11 protein-coding genes are annotated in these 17,417 nt (G+C 68.7%); 5 read left to right on the forward strand and 6 right to left on the reverse strand.

Annotated elements, in window-relative coordinates; genetic code table 11:
- Positions 1-692, reverse strand: a 692-nt coding sequence (locus tag JGU66_35680; protein MBJ6766125.1) for a hypothetical protein, incomplete at its 3' end; no start/stop codon positions are given.
- 247 nt (positions 693-939) lie between these two features.
- On the opposite strand from JGU66_35680, the gene JGU66_35685 reads away from it, so the two are divergent.
- The 3 genes from JGU66_35685 (at position 940) to JGU66_35695 (ending at position 4,379) form a co-directional block, all read left to right on the forward strand.
- The gene (locus JGU66_35685; protein MBJ6766126.1) at positions 940-2,235 is read left to right on the forward strand and encodes a carbohydrate porin; all 1,296 of its coding nucleotides are present in this window, start codon (positions 940-942) and stop codon (positions 2,233-2,235) included.
- Positions 2,236-2,892: 657 nt separating this feature from the next.
- The gene (locus JGU66_35690) at positions 2,893-3,258 is read left to right on the forward strand and encodes a hypothetical protein (GenBank protein MBJ6766127.1); all 366 of its coding nucleotides are present in this window, start codon (positions 2,893-2,895) and stop codon (positions 3,256-3,258) included.
- Between the two features lie 233 nt (positions 3,259-3,491).
- Positions 3,492-4,379, forward strand: a complete 888-nt coding sequence (locus tag JGU66_35695; protein MBJ6766128.1) for a pirin family protein — start codon at positions 3,492-3,494, stop codon at positions 4,377-4,379.
- Positions 4,380-4,386: 7 nt separating this feature from the next.
- Here JGU66_35695 and JGU66_35700 read toward each other — a convergent pair whose 3' ends face one another.
- Together JGU66_35700 and JGU66_35705 are read right to left on the reverse strand one after the other, a co-directional pair.
- Positions 4,387-6,543 carry a S8 family peptidase gene (locus JGU66_35700; protein ID MBJ6766129.1) on the reverse strand — a complete coding sequence of 719 codons (2,157 nt, stop codon included), beginning with the start codon at positions 6,541-6,543 and terminating at the stop codon, positions 4,387-4,389.
- A 181-nt stretch (positions 6,544-6,724) separates the two neighbouring features.
- Positions 6,725-7,735 carry a hypothetical protein gene (locus JGU66_35705; protein MBJ6766130.1) on the reverse strand — a complete coding sequence of 337 codons (1,011 nt, stop codon included), beginning with the start codon at positions 7,733-7,735 and terminating at the stop codon, positions 6,725-6,727.
- 362 nt (positions 7,736-8,097) lie between these two features.
- On the opposite strand from JGU66_35705, the gene JGU66_35710 reads away from it, so the two are divergent.
- A complete protein-coding gene (locus tag JGU66_35710; protein MBJ6766131.1) occupies positions 8,098-11,151 on the forward strand; it encodes a DEAD/DEAH box helicase in 3,054 nt (1,017 codons plus the stop codon).
- Between the two features lie 79 nt (positions 11,152-11,230).
- Here JGU66_35710 and JGU66_35715 read toward each other — a convergent pair whose 3' ends face one another.
- Both JGU66_35715 and JGU66_35720 read right to left on the reverse strand, forming a co-directional pair.
- Entirely contained in the window at positions 11,231-12,589 is a 1,359-nt protein-coding gene (locus JGU66_35715) for an anaerobic sulfatase maturase (protein MBJ6766132.1), read from the reverse strand.
- A gap of 11 nt (positions 12,590-12,600) precedes the next feature.
- Complete coding sequence (locus JGU66_35720; GenBank protein ID MBJ6766133.1) at positions 12,601-15,405, reverse strand: hypothetical protein; 2,805 nt, start codon at positions 15,403-15,405, stop codon at positions 12,601-12,603.
- A 315-nt stretch (positions 15,406-15,720) separates the two neighbouring features.
- On the opposite strand from JGU66_35720, the gene JGU66_35725 reads away from it, so the two are divergent.
- Positions 15,721-16,452, forward strand: coding sequence for a hypothetical protein (locus tag JGU66_35725; GenBank protein ID MBJ6766134.1), 732 nt, complete (start codon positions 15,721-15,723; stop codon positions 16,450-16,452).
- Here the strand turns inward: JGU66_35725 and JGU66_35730 are convergent.
- Positions 16,444-17,417: non-ribosomal peptide synthetase (locus JGU66_35730; GenBank protein ID MBJ6766135.1), on the reverse strand; the 974-nt coding region annotated here is incomplete at its 5' end. The genes JGU66_35725 and JGU66_35730 overlap by 9 nt on opposite strands.

A 17,417-nucleotide genomic window follows, 5' to 3' on the forward strand; every position in this document is an offset into this window, starting at 1 on the left:
GGCGCGCGGCCGAAGACCTCCTGGAACACGCCCCTGGCCAGGTTCTCCAGGACCGCCGGACTGGTCTTGTCCATGCCGTCCCGCACCTCGCGCATCTGCGAGGGCAGGTTGTATTTGATGGACGTGGCGTCCATGCCCTTGTCCGCCATCTCCTTGGCCACGCCCTTCCACTTCGAGAACTCGTCACCCGTCGGCGCGCGGCCGAAGACAGACTTGAAGACATCCGTCGCCAGGCCATTCAAGGTCGCGTCATCGGGCGGCTTGCCCAGCCCGTCCCGCTTCGCCTTCAGCTTCTCGATGACGGCGTATTTGATCTCCGTGGCGTTCTTGCCCTGCCCGCGCAGCTCCTCGCCATACCGGCGCATCTCGCCGCGCTCGCCCGAACTGGGGACATGCGTCCCGCCGTAGACGTGACGGAAGGCCTCGTCCACGCCCGTCGAGATGGCGCTGTCGCTCGGCTTGCTGTCCGGCAAGAGCGGCGGGACGTTCGCGGTGGTCCGCGTCGTGGAGGCCTCGAAGCTCGTCCGCGCCACGTCCACCAACGGCCGTCCGCCCGCCGTCGGGCTCCCGGTGAGCTGTCGCAAAGTGGACAGCAGCTCCTGCTCGGCGCCCCGCAACGACTGGGGCGACTGCGCGATCCGGGTGTTCAGCGTGGGAAACGTGGAGATCCGATCGCTCACCTTCGTGGACATGGCGCTCCTCCGACGACAACGTGAGAATTTCCCTACCTCGATTGTCGAAAGCTGGCGCCACGAGTTGCATGAATTGCAATTATTGACTGTCTTATACCCAACACAGACATGATGCCCGGCGTCATGTCTGGGCATGGCCCGAACCCAACAGATGCAACCCGTCGCGTCCCGTGAGGCTTCGCAAGCACGCGGATCCCCCGCACATTGTCCGTGCGCCGCGCTGCGGCGGGGATGAGGTTCAATCACGATGCGGTACATGGCCTGGCTGGCGGGACTGCTCCTCGTGGGGGGCTGGTCGCAGCCCGCCCTCGCGACCGATCCCGCCACGCCTCCGCCGGGCATCACCGGCGACTGGGGCGGATGGCGGCAGCGCTTGTTCGAAGCGGGGGTCGTCCTGCAAGCGGGCTACGTGACGGAGCTGGCCTACAACGCGCGCGGAGGAAAGGGACACGCGCTGCGTCAGGCGGGACAGCTCACCGCGGGGCTGGGCGTGAACCTGGACACGCTCGTGGGCGTGCCTGGCGGAAGCCTCCGGTTCACCGTGACGTACCGGACGGGCAATGACCTGGGCGCGGACATGGCGCTGGGGACGCTCCAGCTCGTGCAGGAAGTCTATGGCCGAGGCGAGGTCGGTCGGATCACCCAGCTCTGGTATGAGCAGTCTTTTCTGGACCGGCGCCTGAAGTGGAAGCTGGGGCGGCTCACCGTGGGCGAGGACACCGCGGACTTCCCCTGTGACTTCCAGAACCTGACCTTCTGTGGCGCGCAGCCCGGCAACATCGTGGGCTCGTACTGGTTCAACTGGCCCGTGAGCCAATGGGGCACGCGACTGAGAGGCGAGCCGAGCCAACAGATCGCCCTCCAGCTGGCGGCCTATGAGATCAACCCCCAGAACCTGAACGAGACCTTCAGCATCGGGCACTTCTCCGGGGCCACGGGCGTGATGGTTCCCATGGAACTCAGCTGGGACCCGCGCTTTCGCGACGGCGCGCTCACCGGGCACTACGTCGTGGGCGCCTGGTACGACACGTCCAACGCGGATGACGTGCTGTTCGACGTGGATCGCCAACCCCAGCCGCTCACCGGCGAGCCGTTCTTGCGTCGCTCGGGCCGCTATGGCGCCTACCTCATCGCGCGCCAGCAGCTCACCCAGTCACCTCACGGCACGAACCCCGTGCGGGGCCTCAATGTCTTCCTGCGCCTGGCGCAAGCGGACCGCAACACGGCCGCCGTCGACAACCAGCTCACGGCGGGAATGATCTACACCGCGCCATTCGCGCGTCGCCCGGAGGATGACCTCGGCCTCGCGGTGGGCCGCACGCACGCCAATCGCCGGGCCATCACCTTCCAGGAGCTCGAGCAGGCGAACGCTCCCACCACCGCCATCTCACGCACCGAGTACGAGGCCGAGCTGTACTACACGCTGCACGCCACGCCCTGGCTCCTGCTGCGGCCCAACGTCCAGTACATCCACCACCCGGGCGCGAACCAGGAGGCCGATGACGTCGTCATCCTGGGGCTGAAGGCCTCTCTCGGACTCTGAGTCAACGCGGCGAGCGGGCTCGCGCAAGCAGGGATTGCGTGCGCAGACGTGACTCTGCGACGCGTCAGAACCGGATTGCGCCCCAGGGGTGCGCCTGTATAGTTGAGGCATTTCGCCCCAGCCGGGTCATCTTCGCCCCCGTATCACTTCCCACCCATGGAACGCGCTTCACGACCGGTGCCGCTGGCGCCCAGGCAGATAGTCCGAGCCGTTCTGCTGGAGGCACTGGAGAGCGACCAAGGTGGGGAGGTGGTGGTGAAGTCCGCCACGGTGTCCGGGCGCATCTTCATCGTCGAGCACCGGGTGGCGTGGGCGGTCGTCAACGGCCCCGGCAGCCACAACTTCTCCGCGGTGCTGATCCAGCACCAGTGCGTGCGCCGCGAGGACGTCGAGGCCGTCATGGCAGAGTGCCGCAAGACGGGCGGCAACTTCTGCGAGACGCTGGTGACGTGGGGCCTGGTGCCTCGCGACACGCTCCGCGAGCTGCTCGTCCAGCACTTCACCAGCCAGCTCCGGCTGCTGCTGTCACTCCCGGACGCGCAGGCGCTCTTCGTCCCGCAGCCCCGTGCCTATTCGAGCCAGCTCACCTTCACCCTCGACGAGTTGCTCCCTTCCGTCGAGCAACACCTGTCCCACACCCGAGTTGAGAGAGACGTCATGGCGAACGTGAAGCAGTCCCTGGAAGAGACGCTGAAGACGGAAGGCGCCTTCGCGGCCTGTCTGGTGGACGCAAAGAGTGGCATGTGCCTGGGCAGCATTGGCGGCAATGCCAACTTCAACATCGAGACCGCCGCCGCGGCGAACACCGAGGTCGTGCGCGCGAAGGTCAAGGCGATGACGGTCCTGGGCATCAAGGACCGCATCGAGGACATCCTCATCACGCTGGGCGAGCAGTACCACATCATCCGCCCGCTCGCGTCGCGCGAGGGTTTGTTCCTCTATGTCGCGCTCCACCGCGCCAACGCCAACCTCGCGATGGCGCGCTACCGTCTGGCCGAAGTCGAGAAGAGCCTCCAGGTTTGAGGCACCCCGGGTCGAGCGCCGCGGCATCGCTTCGCCGGCGCTCTTTCGGCAGCGCCTTCAGCGCTTCGCGGTCGCAGCGCTGACACGGGGCAGGCTGGCGTTGGACGTGCCGGGAGGATCCACAGCCAGACGGGCACCGCGAGGGCGAGGGTTCTCATCCGCCGAGGTCTCTGTGAGATGAAGTCGCTTGGCGGGACACGGGAACGTCGCTATGGGTCGCCTGGGGCGCGGCCATGCCCTCTAGGAGCGCGACGATGGAGGGATTCGAGGAAGCACCGGACGTCGAGCTGATCCTCGCGGCGAAGAGCGCGGATCTGCCGGGCGGTATTCATGTCCTGCGCGCCCTTCCCCAGGCCCAGCGCCGGATGGTGGGGCCGTTCGTGTTCCTCGACCAGATGGGCCCGACGTCGCTCCGCGCGGATGTGCTGTCCCATCCGCACATCGGCTTGTCGACCGTCACCTACTTGTTCGAGGGGGAGATCCTCCACAAGGACAGCCTGGGCTCCGAGCAGTGGATCCGCCCGGGCGCCGTGAACTGGATGACCGCGGGGAGCGGCATCGTGCACGCCGAGCGCGCCCCCACGCACAAGCCCGACGATGGGCGCCTGTATGGAATCCAGATCTGGGTCGCCCTCCCCCGCGCGCACGAGGAGACCGCGCCCAGCTTCGTGCACCACGCCGCCGAGAGCCTGCCCACCGTCGAGGACGCCGGGGTCCGCATCCGACTCGTGGCGGGCTCGATGTTCGGCCTGCGCTCGCCCGTGAAGACGCACTCCGAGCTGTTCTACGCGGACGTGGCCCTCGAGGCTGGCGCGGTCCTCAAGCTCCCCGCGCTCCACGATGAGCGCGCGGCCTATGTCGCGGAGGGAAGCCTCTCCCTCACGCGTGGGACACTCGGCGCGGGGAACCTCGCGCTGTTCCGCCGAGGCGCCGAGGTGCTGCTCCAGGCGACGGAAGACTCGCGCGTGCTGGTGTTCGGTGGCGAGCCTCTGGATGGGCCGCGCCACATCTTCTGGAACTTCGTCTCCAGCTCGAAGGAGCGCATCGAGGAGGCGAAGCGGGCGTGGAAGGAGCAGCGCATGGGGAAGGTCCCCGGCGAGTCAGGGTTCATCCCGCTCTGACGCGCGGCTACTGCGACGCCCCCACGGGCATGAAGGGCACGAGGTCGAAGTCGATGCCGAGCACGGTCTGCCCGTCGCGAATGGTGACGGGCTCCACGCTGTCCCGGTTGCGCCAGATGCCCACGCGCTCGCCCTCCTCGAACAGCGTCCCGTCCTGGTTGTCGTCGATGGCCGCGGTCACGACGTACGTCCCCGCGGGCACCGTGAGGGCATAGCGATAGCCGCTCGCCGCGCTCGCCACCGTCGTCAACTCAGGGCTGCTGCGCCAGTTGCCCTGCGCGTCCTGGTAGGCGAGGACGACAATCGCATCCTGCGCGGAGCGAGCGCCCACGCGCAGCTTCACCGTAACAGGCACGCTGCCCCCTTCGCTGCTGAGCACGAGCGGCACGGAGTAGTCGCCCGCGGCCAGCCCCGAGGTCGTGACCGCGATGCTCAAGGCGCGGGCGCTCAGCGCGGGCACCGTCACCGAGTCCCCTTTCGGAAACGACAGGTGTGAGGCCAAGGCGCCGTCCGCGCTGGCCGTCACCTGCAGCTCCCCACCGCCCTCGTTGTAGACAAAGAGGGGAAGCGTCCCATCGCCGAGGAAGAACAACCCCGGCGTGTTCACCGCGAGCTGCGGCGGCGCCGACGTGTCTCCGCCTTGCAGGAGCCGCAGCGCCGCCTGGGCGTTGACGATTCCCGCGCCACAGCCCTCCGGACAGGACTCTGCCGGCACCGCGGAGCGCGTCAGCAAGGTCCGAGCCTCGTCCAAGGTGAGGTCCGGCTTCACCGAGGCCAGGAGCGCCAGCGCCCCCGTCACGTGCGGCGTGGCCATGCTGGTGCCTTCGTAGAAGACATACGCCGGCTGCAGCGCGGCGTTGAGCGCGGTGGAGAGCACCCCGTCGGGATAGCCGTCCCCGTTGAGGTCCTGGCGCATCTCGCCACCAGGAGCCATCACCGTCACGTCCGATCCGAAGTTGGAGTAGCTGCTGCGCCGGCCCACCAGCGACGTGGCGCCCACGCAGATGACTAGCCGCTGATTGCACGGCGACGAGAGCGACGCGTCCTGGGCCTCATTGCCCGCGGCGACGACGAAGATGGCCTCGGCGGCCTCCACCCGCTCGTCGATGACTTCTTGATACGCCTGCTGAGGCGGCGTGTTCGCACCGAGGCTCAGGTTGATGACCTTGGCGGGAGTGGGGTTCGGCGGCACACCGGGCACCGTGCCGCCCGCGGCCCACTCCATCGCCGCCGCGACATCGAACGTGCTCCCGCCCTGGCGCCCCACCACGCGCACCGGGAGGATTCGCGCGGCCCACGTCACCCCCGCCACGCCTCGGCCGTTGTTGGTCAGCGCGCCCAGCGTTCCTGCGACGTGCGTGCCGTGCCAGGACGAGCCGCCGCTCGGCTCATCGCCTCCAGGATCCGTCGGGTCGCTGTCGCGCCCATCGCCGTCTCCCGCGTTGGCGGCATCGGAGATCATGTCGTAGCCCGGCAGGATGCGATCGCCGAGATCCGGGTGCGGCACGATGCCCGTGTCGATGACCGCGACGACCAACCCTGGGTTGCCCTCTTGGACATCCCAGGCCGCCGGGAGGTTCAGCGCCAGGTAGTGCCACTGAAAGGCGAAGCCGGGGTCATCCGGCGTGGCGAGCGGGCGCACCCACCGGTTGGGCTCGGCGAATCGAACGCCGGGACGTGTGGCGAGCTGCTCCACCAATCCATGGGTGTCCTGGGCGGAGACGCGCAACGCGCTGGGGCCGGCGCGCTCGAAGGCGACGAGGTGCAGGTATTGGCTCGCATAGCCCTTGTGCGCCACGCGGTAGCCGGGGATGGCGACGCGTTGGATCACCTGCTCCGGCGTGAGGTTGGGCACATCGAAGCGAAGGATGACCTCGCCCGCCACGGGCACGTCCTCCTGCATCGCATGTACCGTGCGGCTCGGGCCGAGCGGTGACATCCAGCCGCGCGGGCGGGTCGCGATGTTCGACAGCTCACGCCAGATGGGGACGGCCGACCCACCCCTCGCGTGCGGCGCTTGCTGCCCCGCGCCCTGAAAGGGCGTGAGCCTGCCCTCGACTCGCCCGGTGCCTTGCTGCGCGCGCGGCGCGGCCTCCTGTCCCTTCGTGGTCCCGTTCGAGCAGGCGGCAAGTCCCAACAAGCCCATGATGAGCAGTCGGCGCATTGGCGTTCCCCTCGGGGCACGGCCTCGGGAGACCTGGAGCCGTGCGCTTCAGGAACCGTAGCCATGCGCTCCCGCGACACAGCCGGGACGTGGGTCGGGGAGAGACTCCGCAGATTCCTCGGTGCGGCGGAGGCCACCCGGGGCGCGGCCTTCAGACCGGCCCTCGGCTGCCTCCCTGGACTCAGGGGAACGCGTCGGGCTCGAAGTAGTCGCTGAAGTCGTTGGCCTTCTCCACCATGGGAAGCACGGGCAACTCCATGATGCGCTCCAGCGACTTCACGAGAGAGCTGTGGGACACCGGCACGGCGCTGGCGTACCCGCGCTTCACGGCGGGCCCGAGCACGAGGAAGGGCAACGTCCCGGTGGCCTCGGGCTCATCCCAGACGATGAAGATGACGCCCGCGTTCGCGTTCGCGAACTCGAGGAGCGGCGGCAGATAGGTGCGCAGCCACGCATCGCCCGCGCGCACCGTGTTGCTGTCCGGACAGCCCGCGGCCCCATGCATGTCATTGCAGAGGTTCGGGGTGATGAAGGAATAGGTCGCCACGTTCTTGTTCGCGACGTCCGTGGTGAGCGCGCTCAAGGGCCGGTGATGGGCCGCGCAATAGCCATTCGTGCGCGACGGCGGATTGCCCGCGATGTCCTGGAAGAAGACGAACGGATCATGCTTGGGTGCATAGAAGCCGTCCGCCACGATGGGGCAAGCCCCCGTCACGGAGTTCAGGCCCTCCTGATAGGACATCCAGCTCAGGCCCGATCCGGCCGCGCGGAGCTGGGCCACCACGTGCTGGGAGCTGGGCGTGCTGTTGGATGGCGAGGGCGCGGCATTCGTCGTGAACGTGTTGCCCGGCAGGACGTTGGTGCCCGCCTCCATCCAGATGTAGTGCGGCTCGCTCGGCAGGTCGGGCAGGTCATCCAGATAGTTCGTGGCGTGCCCGCCGCTCGGCAGGAGCACCTCGTTCAGGTACGGCGCGTCAGGCGAGCCGTAGATCTGCTCGGCCGCATGGTTCTCCAGGGCGATGACGAAGACGTGCTTGATGCGCGAGGACGTCCGCGCCACCGCGCCCGAGGGCACGTCGGCGTAGGACGTGGTGTCCTGGGGCGCGGTGTCGTCCGGCGTGGACTGCCCGCAACGCGCCAGGGCCCCGACGACCAGCAGCACGAGCATCAAGGGGAGGAGTCGCTTCTTCATGGTGCCCTCGATAGAAGTGATACCCCTGAATCATCCCAGGCGACAGGCACGGGGGAACGCCCCGACCGTCGAAGGACTGGGAGCCGGCCACGCCAGCGCTCGGCGCTTGGCCCGCCTCGTCCTGAGGTACGAGCCGGCATCGAGCAGCGCCAGCTCGGCGTCCGTGACGAAGGCGGCGCTTTCTCCGCATAGACGCACTCGAAGTCGAGGGGCGCGGCGCTCGGAGGTGAACTCCGCGCCGGGGAAGATGGAGGCATCGCGCTCGCGGTCTGAGTCGCCGGGACTCTAGTGAGTTTCGTTCCGCATCGCGATGGCCTCCGCGTTTGCGTGGGGCGCGGCGAGACGATAGGGAAGCGGCGCGTATGTCCGCGACCGAGGAACTGCTCGAAACCGTCCGGGAGGAAGCCTCTCCGGGCATCTGGACCGCGGGCGTGGGACTGGCCCGCGCTGGCGCCGTCTCCGTCCGCGCCATCGGCGAGGAAGAGGCCACCTTGCACGTGCGCGTCACTGGACGCCCCGCGCCGGTGACCACCGTCCTCTACCCCGATGATGAAATCTGGGAGTGCGACTGTCGCGGCAAGGCGGATCCGTGCGAGCACGTGGTGGCGGCGGCCATCGCGCTGCACCAGACCTTGTCGCAGCGCGCCGCCGCGCCTCGCGCGACCGCGCGTCCTTCAGCACCGCCGCCCGCGTCTCGCCCCGCTTCGGCGCCACCTCCAGCAGCCCGCCCTGCCCCGACGGCCGCACCTGCGCCTCGCCCGGCCTCGGCACCGCAGTCCGAGCGAATGGTGTACCGCTTCCGGCGCGTGGCCGCGGGACTCCAGCTCGAGCGGCTCATCGTCCGGCCGGACAACACCGCGCGCCTGCTCGCGCGCAAGCTGTCCTCGCTCCTGACCAATCCCGAGGAGCGCCAGCGCATCCACGTGGACCCGTGCGACCTCGAGGTGGACAAGCTGCTGCCCGCGACCCACGCGGCGCTCTCCTCGGAGCGCATCGAGGCCGTGCTGGGCGCGCTGGAGCCCGCGCGCACTGTCCTCTTCGACGGTGCCCTCGTGTCCGTGTCCGGCGAGCCCGTCTTCCCTCGCGTCACCGTGGAAGACCGAGGCGAGCAGACGGTGCTCAAGGTGGAGAAGGACCCGCGCATCACCGAGGTCATCGTCCCGGGCGTCGTGCTGTGCGCGGGAGCGCTGTGTCGGCTGGCGGAGCAGGCGCTCACGGGCACGCGCCTCGAAAAGCTGCCGCAGGAGCGCGCCTTCGCCCCGTCGCAGCTCGGTGAATTGACGGGCAAGGTGCTGCCGGAGATCGCGCGACGGATGCCGGTGGACGTCAAGAGCCGGCGACTTCCCGCGATCGATCGCACGCTCAAGCCTCGCATCTCGCTCGACGTGGACACCCTGGACACGGGCCTGTCGGTGCTGCCCACGCTCGTGTACGGCTCACCGCCCACGGTGCGCATCGACACGGGCCGCATGGTGCATCTGCAAGGCCCGGTGCCCGTGCGCAACGAGCCCGCCGAGCAGAACCTCATCCACCAGCTCCGCGACGAGCTGAACATGGTGCCCGGCCGGCGCGTGACGGTGCAGGGCAAGGAAGCCGTTCACCTCGCGGACAAGCTGCGCCGCTGGCGCGGTGGGCTCACGGGCAACGCGGCCCAGGTGGTGAGCCCCAACGTGCAGCTGCGGCCCCTGTTGTCCATCGACTCGGGCGCGACCGCGGCGGGGGCTCCGCGCGTGGGCTTCTCGCTCGACTTCCAGGTGGAGGGCTTGGACTCGGAGGCTCCGGTGACGGTGAGCGCGGAGGCCGTCATCCGCGCCTGGGAAGAAGGGCTGGGGCTGGTCCCCATCCAAGGCGGAGGCTGGGCGCCGCTGCCCACCGGTTGGCTCCAGACGAATGGACAGCGCGTGGCGGATCTCCTGGCCGCGCGGGGCTCGGACGGCCGCCTCGCCAACCACGCCATCCCTCAGCTCACGGGCCTGTGCGACGCGTTGGATCATCCCCCGCCCCCGGAGTTCAACAAGCTCGCGCCGCTCGTCCAAGGCTTCGAGAAGCTCCCGGAGGCGGCCCTGCCGGCCGACCTCACCGCCACGCTGCGCCCCTATCAGCTCCAGGGCGTGGCCTGGCTCACGTTCCTGCGCCGCGCGGGGCTGGGAGGCGTGCTCGCCGATGACATGGGCCTGGGCAAGACCCTGCAGACCATCTGCACCCTCGGGCCCGGCACGTTGGTGGTGGCCCCCACGAGCGTGCTTCCCAACTGGGAGGCGGAGCTGAAGCGCTTCCGTCCCTCGCTGAAGGTCTGCGTCTACCACGGCCCCAACCGCGCCTTGGACGAAGCGGCGGACGTGACGTTGACCACCTACGCGCTCTTGCGATTGGACGCGGCGGAGCTGGGCGCGAAGACATGGGACACCGTCGTGCTCGACGAGGCCCAGGCCATCAAGAACCCGGACAGCCAGGTGGCGCGCGCGGCCTTCGGTCTGGAAGCGGGCTTCCGCATCGCGCTGAGCGGCACGCCCATCGAGAACCGGCTCGAGGAGCTGTGGAGCCTGATGCACTTCACCAATCGGGGCTTGCTCGGAGGCCGCAAGGAATTCGATGACCGGTGGGCCCGCCCCGTGGCCGACAACCTCAAGGGCGCGGCGGAGAAGCTGCGGGCGCGCATCCGTCCCTTCGTCCTGCGCCGACTCAAGCGCGACGTCGCCCCGGAGCTTCCGCCGCGCACCGATGCCGTGCGCCACGTCACGCTCAGCGAGCGCGAGCGCGCCGTCTATGACGCTGTCTACGCCGCGACGCGCGAGGAAGTGGTGGCCCAACTGGAGGAAGGTGGCAGCGTGCTGAAGGCGCTGGAGGCGCTGCTGCGGCTGCGCCAGGCGGCTTGCCATCCCGCGCTCGTGCCGGGGCAGCAGGCCGCGACGTCTTCCAAGGTCCAGGCCCTCATCGAGGCGCTCGGCACCGCGGTGGAAGATGGGCACAAGGCGCTCGTGTTCTCGCAGTGGACGTCCATGCTCGACCTCATCGAGCCCGCGCTGCGCGAGGCGAACATCGCCTTCATCCGGCTGGACGGAAGCACCGCGAACCGAGGCGCGGTGGCCGCGGCGTTCCAGGACCCCAAGGGTCCGCCCGTCATGCTCATCTCGCTCAAGGCGGGCGCCACGGGCCTCAACCTCACGGCGGCGGACCATGTCTTCCTGGTGGACCCCTGGTGGAACCCATCCGTCGAGGCCCAGGCCGCGGACCGCGCGCACCGCATCGGGCAGCAGCGGCCGGTGATGGTCTACCGGCTGGTGTCGCAGGGCACGGTGGAAGAGAAGATCCTCACGCTCCAGGACAAGAAGCGCGCGCTCTTCGAGTCCGCGCTCGGCGGCGACTCGGGAGGCGCGGCCATCACCCGCGCGGACCTCATGCAGCTCTTGTCTTGAGCGGGCTCAGGGCCCTCGGAACGCCAGCCCCACGTCGAGGTGGACCTGCACGGGCGAACCCAGCGGCCCCGTTGGGCCGCTATGTGGGCGGCGTGGGGCCCTTCGCTCCGTGACAGCGCTTGTGCTTGAGCCCGCTACCACAGGGACACGGGTCATTTCGGCCAGCCACGGTCAGCGCTTCGCGCAGGTGCTGTGCCTCGGCCTCCGCGAGCAGGCGCATCACCTCCGCGGGCGCGCGTCCCCGTCGCAGCAACTCAGCCATGGTCCGCATGGCGGGATCGACGTGCGAGAAGAAGTGCCGGTATCCCTCGCAGAGATAGTTGAGGCCCGGCTCTCCGTCCGGAGTGGAGATGAAGCGCTCACGTGGACACCCGCCGTTGCACGCGAAGCGCACGGGGCACTCGCGACAGTACCGGGGCAGCGTGTCCTGCTTGTCCTGTCCGAACTTGCGCTGTCGCGGAGAGGAGACCAGCTCCCCCATCGGCGTGTCGGCGATGTTGCCCAGCAGGTAGTCAGGCTCCACGTAGTGGTCGCACGAGTACAAGTCACCATTGTGCTCGAGCGCGAGCGCGCTCCCACACGTCGGCGAGAAGATGCACAGGCTGTACTGCCCCACGTGCGCGCCCAGCGCCGAGTCGAACATCTGGACGAAGACACGCCCCACGTCTCGGCGCACCCACTCATCGAAGATGGCGACGAGGAAGCGCCCGAACTGGGCCGCCCCCACGGAGCGCTCGGTGACCTGGTTCCCCGCCTGCGTGTAGAGCGGACGTTCCTCGCCGGGTCCCGCGCCCCAGCCTTGGTTGGCCAAGGGCCGCAGCTCCGGCGTGACGCGCTCGACGATGGGGATGAATTGGATGAAGGACGCCCCCAGCTCGTCTCGGAAGAAGCGATAGACCTCCAGCGGGTGGTCCGCGTTGGCCGCGTGGACGGTGCACAAGATGTTGTAGTCCACGCCGTGGTGCTTCAGGTGTGACAGGCCGCGCATCACCTGGTCGAAGGAGCCACCGCCGCCCTTGTTGACGCGGAAGGTGTCATGCATCGCGCGCGGGCCATCCACGCTGAGGCCCACGAGGAACCGGTGCTCCTTGAGGAAGGCGCCCCACGCGTCATCCAGCCGCGTGCCGTTGGTCTGCAGGGAGTAGCGCACGCGCTGCTCGGGGCGTCGGTACTTCTCCACGAGCTGCACGGCGCGCTGGAAGAACTCCAACCCCATCAAGGTGGGCTCACCGCCCTGCCACGCGACCTCCACCTCGGGGCCAGGCTGGCTCGCGAGCAACTGCTGGACGTAGCGCTCCAGCGTGTCGTCGGACATGCGGAACGTGCTGTTCGGATAGAGCTTCTCCTTGGAGAGAAAGAAACAGTATTTGCAGTCCAGGTTGCAGATGGCGCCGGTGGGCTTGGCCAGCAGGTGAAAGGACGTCGCGTCGGGCGGCACGGAGCACTCCTTCAAGGCAGCGTGTACGAGCCCACGAAGTTCGGCGTGAGTGGACCGCAGAAGACGCTCACCGTGCTCTCCGTGAGGTGCTTGTTGATGACCACCGGGTCCTGCCCGGGCCTGTGCGCCGTCAGGACGATGTCCACGGGCGTGGCCGGCGTGGGCAGCGGGAAGAAGACGCTCGTGTTGAAGCACAGGTTGTACGTGCCTGGGGGCGGCGTCTGGGAGACCTCCCAGAAGACGTTCTCCGGCCCCATCCCCGTCTGGTCATCCCGGTCGAGCCGGCCAAAGTCCGTGGCCGCGTTGGGGCCAGGGTTGACGTAGGAGATGACCTTCCCGGACGGCGTCACCACCAGGAGGTCTCCATCCCCCGCCCGGCTCCACGTCACGTTGAACTGGAGGTTGCCCATGCCCACGCAGACAGAACCCACGCAGCTCTGGGCCTGAGTGCACGCGGTGGTGCACGTTCCACAGTGGTTCGGATCACTGCGAGGATCCACGCACGTCCCGCCACAGCTGATGGTCGGCGGCAGACAGACGTCGTACTTGCACTCGTAGCTCCCCTGCGTGTTGGTGCAGGTCTGTCCCGGCAGGCACAGCGCCGTGCCGTTCGCGCACTCGTCGATGTCTGTGCACGTGGTGCCGTTGCCCGAGTACCCGAGCTTGCAGGTGCAGAGGAAAGTCCCGGGCGTGTTCGTGCAGATCGCATTCGGGCTGCAGCCCGCCGTGCCGTTCGCGCACTCGTCGATGTCCGTGCAAATGGTGCCGTTCCCCGAGTACCCACCCTTGCAAGCGCAGCTGTAGCTGCCCGGGGTGTTCGTGCAGACGGCGTTGAGGCCACACAGCGCCGTGCCGTTCGCGCACTCGTCGACGTCCGTGCACGTGGTGCCGTTCCCCGAGTACCCGAGCTTGCACGTACAGAGGAAGTGCCCCGGCGTGTTCGTGCAGAGCGCATTCGGGCTGCAGCCCGCCGTGCCATTCGCGCACTCGTCGATGTCCGTGCACGTGGTGCCGTTCCCCGAGTACCCGAGCTTGCACGTCCAGAGGAAGTGCCCCGGCGTGTTCGTGCAGAGCGCTTTCGGGCCGCAGCCCGCCGTGCCATTCGCGCACTCGTCGATGTCCGTGCACGTGGTGCCGTTCCCCGAGTACCCATCCTTGCACGTGCAGGTGTAGCTGCCCGGCGTGTTCTTGCAGGTGGCGTTGAGGCCACACAGCGCCGTGCCGTTCGTGCACTCGTGGATGTCCGTGCACGTGGTGCCGTGGCCCGAGTACCCCGTCTTGCACGTACAGACGAAGTGCCCCGGCGTGTTCGTGCAGAGCGCATTCGGGCTGCAGCCCGCCGTGCCATTCGCGCACTCGTCGATGTCCGTGCACGTGGTGCCGGTCCCCGAGTACCCATCCTTGCACGTGCAGGTGTAGCTGCCCGGCGTGTTCTTGCAGGTGGCGTTGAGGCCACACAGCGCCGTGCCGTTCGTGCACTCGTTGATGTCCGTGCACGTGGTGCCGTTGCCCGAGTACCCCGTCTTGCACGTACAGACGAAGTGCCCCGGCGTGTTCGTGCAGATCGCATTCGGGCTGCATCCCGCCGTGCCGCTCGCGCACTCGTCGATGTCCGTGCACGTGGTGCCGTTCCCCGAGTACCCGCCCTTGCAAGTGCAGGTGTAGCTGCCCGAGGTGTTCTGGCAGGTGGCGTTGAGGCCACACAGCGCCGTGCCGTTCGTGCACTCGTTGATGTCCGTGCACGTGGTGCCGTTGCCCGAGTACCCCGTCTTGCACGTACAGACGAAGTGCCCCGGCGTGTTCGTGCAGATCGCATTCGGGCTGCATCCCGCCGTGCCGCTCGCGCACTCGTCGATGTCCGTGCACGTGGTGCCGTTCCCCGAGTACCCGCCCTTGCAAGTGCAGGTGTAGCTGCCCGAGGTGTTCTGGCAGGTGGCGTTGAGGCCACACAGCGCCGTGCCGTTCGTGCACTCGTTGATGTCCAGGCACGTGATGCCGTCCCCCGAGGACCCGGTCCTGCAGGTGCAGACGAAGTCCCCCGGCGTGTTCGTGCAGATCGCATGCGGGCTGCATCCCGCCGTGCCGCTCGCGCACTCGTCGATGTCCGTGCACGTGGTGCCGTTCCCCGAGTACCCGCCCTTGCAAGTGCAGGTGTAGCTGCCCGAGGTGTTCTGGCAGGTGGCGTTGAGGCCACACAGCGCCGTGCCGTTCGTGCACTCGTTGATGTCCAGGCACGTGATGCCGTCCCCCGAGTACCCGGTCCTGCAGGTGCAGACGAAGTCCCCCGGCGTGTTCGTGCAGATCGCATCCGGGCTGCATCCCGCCGCACCCGTGGCGCACTCGTCGGTGTCCGTGCAGGTGGTGCCGTCGCCTGTGTACCCATCCTTGCAAGTACAGGTGTAGCTGCCCGGGGTGTTCGCGCAGAGGGCATTGACGCTGCACAGCGCCGTACCGTTCGCGCACTCATCGATGTCGCTGCACACGCTCGGCTGGGGCTTGCAGGGGAGTCCTCCGTCGCGTCCCGGGCGCGCGGCGCTGGACAGTGACACCGCGTCGTCTCGGCTCAGGTCAACCGAAGCTCCACCGTCGACCGGCGGAATTTCACCCGTGGGAACGCGGCATTGCGTGCAGGCGAACCCCGGCTCGACGGCGCAGTTCGAATCACAGCCATCCCCGGCGGTGAGGTTCTTGTCATCGCACCCCTCGTTGCCCGTGACCCATCCATCCCCGCAGACATCGCCGCCACACCCCGCGACGGCCACCATCAGCGCGGCGATTCCCCAGAACAGACTCGACCTCGGCACGAGGGTCCCCATCGGCTTGCTCCCAGCGACGCAAATGTCGACAGGCAGGCTAGGCACCGGGTCTCTCCGTGCCCCCCGGCCCTCGGAAGCGAGACCACTGTCATCCGCTCATCCCCATGCTCTCCGTTGGGTGCGCGCCCTCGTGGGGCAATTGCGGTCCTCCCCCTGGCGAGACATGCACCTGGGCAGCCTGCTGTCGGGGAAGTGCTCTGACCGGTGGTGAGCGCGGAACGCGACGCCTGAGTGACAGAAGCCGGTCAGCCATTGGCCCGCGCGCCTGCCTCGTCGGGCTTGTGCTCCGACGAACAGGCCCGCACTTCTTGCTCCATGGGGAATGACCGCCGGCTCGCGCCCTTGGAGTTGCTGCGTCAGCTCGCGCTGTCACTCGAAGGCTTCGCGGTGCAGGGGGTCGCCAGCGGCGCCGTGCGTGGAGCCGCCGAGGGCTTGCAGGCGGAGCTTCCGAACCTGGACGGAGCGCTTCGTCAACTCGTCGAGGATGCGCTGACCGTCATCGGGCGCCTCGCGCACGAATGCGCCGAGCGTCCGGCCCAGCCGCCGGGCACCTGGCCGCGCATCGCCGCCGAGGGCGCCATGCGAGGCCTCACGTCGGAGTTCAAGCGCGCGAACCCAGAGCTCCAGACCGCCGCGCATGAAGTCCTCAAGCGGCTGAATGTGTGGCTGGAGCGCTCGGCCGCCGCCGAGGCGGGCCGCTTGGAGGCGGACCGGACTCCGGGCTCACGCGCCCGCGTCGCCGCGGCGGGCGCCATCGAGGGCGCGGTGAGCCAGCTCGGCAAGTCGCGCGACGCGCTGGCCCCTCTCGCCGAAGAGGTCGCGGCGCGCGCGGCGCGCGGCTTCGTGCATGCCTTCGCGGAGGCACTCGACGAGGAGTGGGAGGCGCGCCGTGGCACGAAGGAGCCCGTGCTGCGTCGAGCGGGCCGCGAGGTCGCCACCGGGCTCATGGCGGCGCTCGCGCCCTCTCTGAAGCGCCCGCTGGCAGTGCTCGCGGGCGCAGGGGGCGCCCTGGTCGTCACCGGACTGGTCCTGCTCCGGTCACGGTAGCGCCGCCCCCCGGATGGCCTTCGCGAGCGTCTCGGCCGCGGGAGCCGCCACCACCGCGTGATGATCTCCCGTGATGACACAGACCTTCAGCGGTCCCGAGATGTAGCGTCCCCAGCCGCCATCCTCTGCGAGTCCTGGGAGCTGGGTCTCGCTCGCGCGGATCAGCAGGGCCGCGCCGTCGTACTTCCCTGGGACGTAGTTCCAGAGCGCGAGCAGGTTGCTCTCGAAGACGCGATAGGCGGACTGGAGCGCGTCGATCGCCACGGGCCGTCCCAACAGTCGCTGCGTGAACTCCACGAAGCGCTCGGAGATCCATCCGCTCGCATGGCTTTCGGCGGGACGTGTCTGGCCCGCGTAGGCGTCGATGAGCACGAGCTGCTCCACCTGCTCACCCAGGCGGGTGAGCTGTCGAGCCATCTCGAACGCGATGACACCACCGAGGGACCAGCCTCCCAGGCGATAGGGACCGGACGGCTGCACCGCGCGGAGCGCCTCGATGTAGCGCTCCGCCATGGCCTCCACCGTGGTGAGCGGAGTGGCACCGTCCTCCAGCCCTGGTGACTGGAGTGCGTAGAACGGTTGGTCGGATCCGAGGTGTCGCGCCAGCTCCAGGTAAGGCACGGCCTGGCCGCTCACGGGATGCACACAGAAGAACGGCCGGAGCGTTCCCGAGGGATGGAGCGCCACGAGCGGCGACGAAGTCTCGGAGACCTGCTTCACGCGCACGGCCAACGCTTCAAGCGTGCTGGACTGGAAGAGCGCCACCACGGGCAGGCTTCGTCCCAATCGCTCACGGATGCGCGCGACCAGCCGCATGGCCAGCAGTGAATGCCCTCCGAGTTGGAAGAAGTCGTCGTGGAGACTCACGGGCCGCACGTCCAACAGCTCTTCCCAGATCGCCGCCAGCGCGAGCTCCACCTCGTCGCGCGGCGCGACGTGGCTTCGCTCGGAGACTTCGGGCTGCT

The organism is Myxococcaceae bacterium JPH2 (genome assembly GCA_016458225.1).
Taxonomy (GTDB): Bacteria; Myxococcota; Myxococcia; order Myxococcales; family Myxococcaceae; genus Citreicoccus.

Bases quoted from the DNA above. Each gene is read 5' to 3' on its own strand.
- JGU66_35685 (MBJ6766126.1), top strand. From the start codon at position 940: ATGCGGTACATGGCCTGGCTGGCGGGACTGCTCCTCGTGGGGGGCTGG.
- JGU66_35690 (MBJ6766127.1), top strand. From the start codon at position 2,893: ATGGCGAACGTGAAGCAGTCCCTGGAAGAGACGCTGAAGACGGAAGGC.
- JGU66_35695 (MBJ6766128.1), top strand. From the start codon at position 3,492: ATGCCCTCTAGGAGCGCGACGATGGAGGGATTCGAGGAAGCACCGGAC.
- JGU66_35700 (MBJ6766129.1), bottom strand. From the start codon at position 6,543: ATGCGCCGACTGCTCATCATGGGCTTGTTGGGACTTGCCGCCTGCTCG.
- JGU66_35705 (MBJ6766130.1), bottom strand. From the start codon at position 7,735: ATGAAGAAGCGACTCCTCCCCTTGATGCTCGTGCTGCTGGTCGTCGGG.
- JGU66_35710 (MBJ6766131.1), top strand. From the start codon at position 8,098: ATGTCCGCGACCGAGGAACTGCTCGAAACCGTCCGGGAGGAAGCCTCT.
- JGU66_35720 (MBJ6766133.1), bottom strand. From the start codon at position 15,405: ATGGGGACCCTCGTGCCGAGGTCGAGTCTGTTCTGGGGAATCGCCGCG.
- JGU66_35725 (MBJ6766134.1), top strand. From the start codon at position 15,721: ATGGGGAATGACCGCCGGCTCGCGCCCTTGGAGTTGCTGCGTCAGCTC.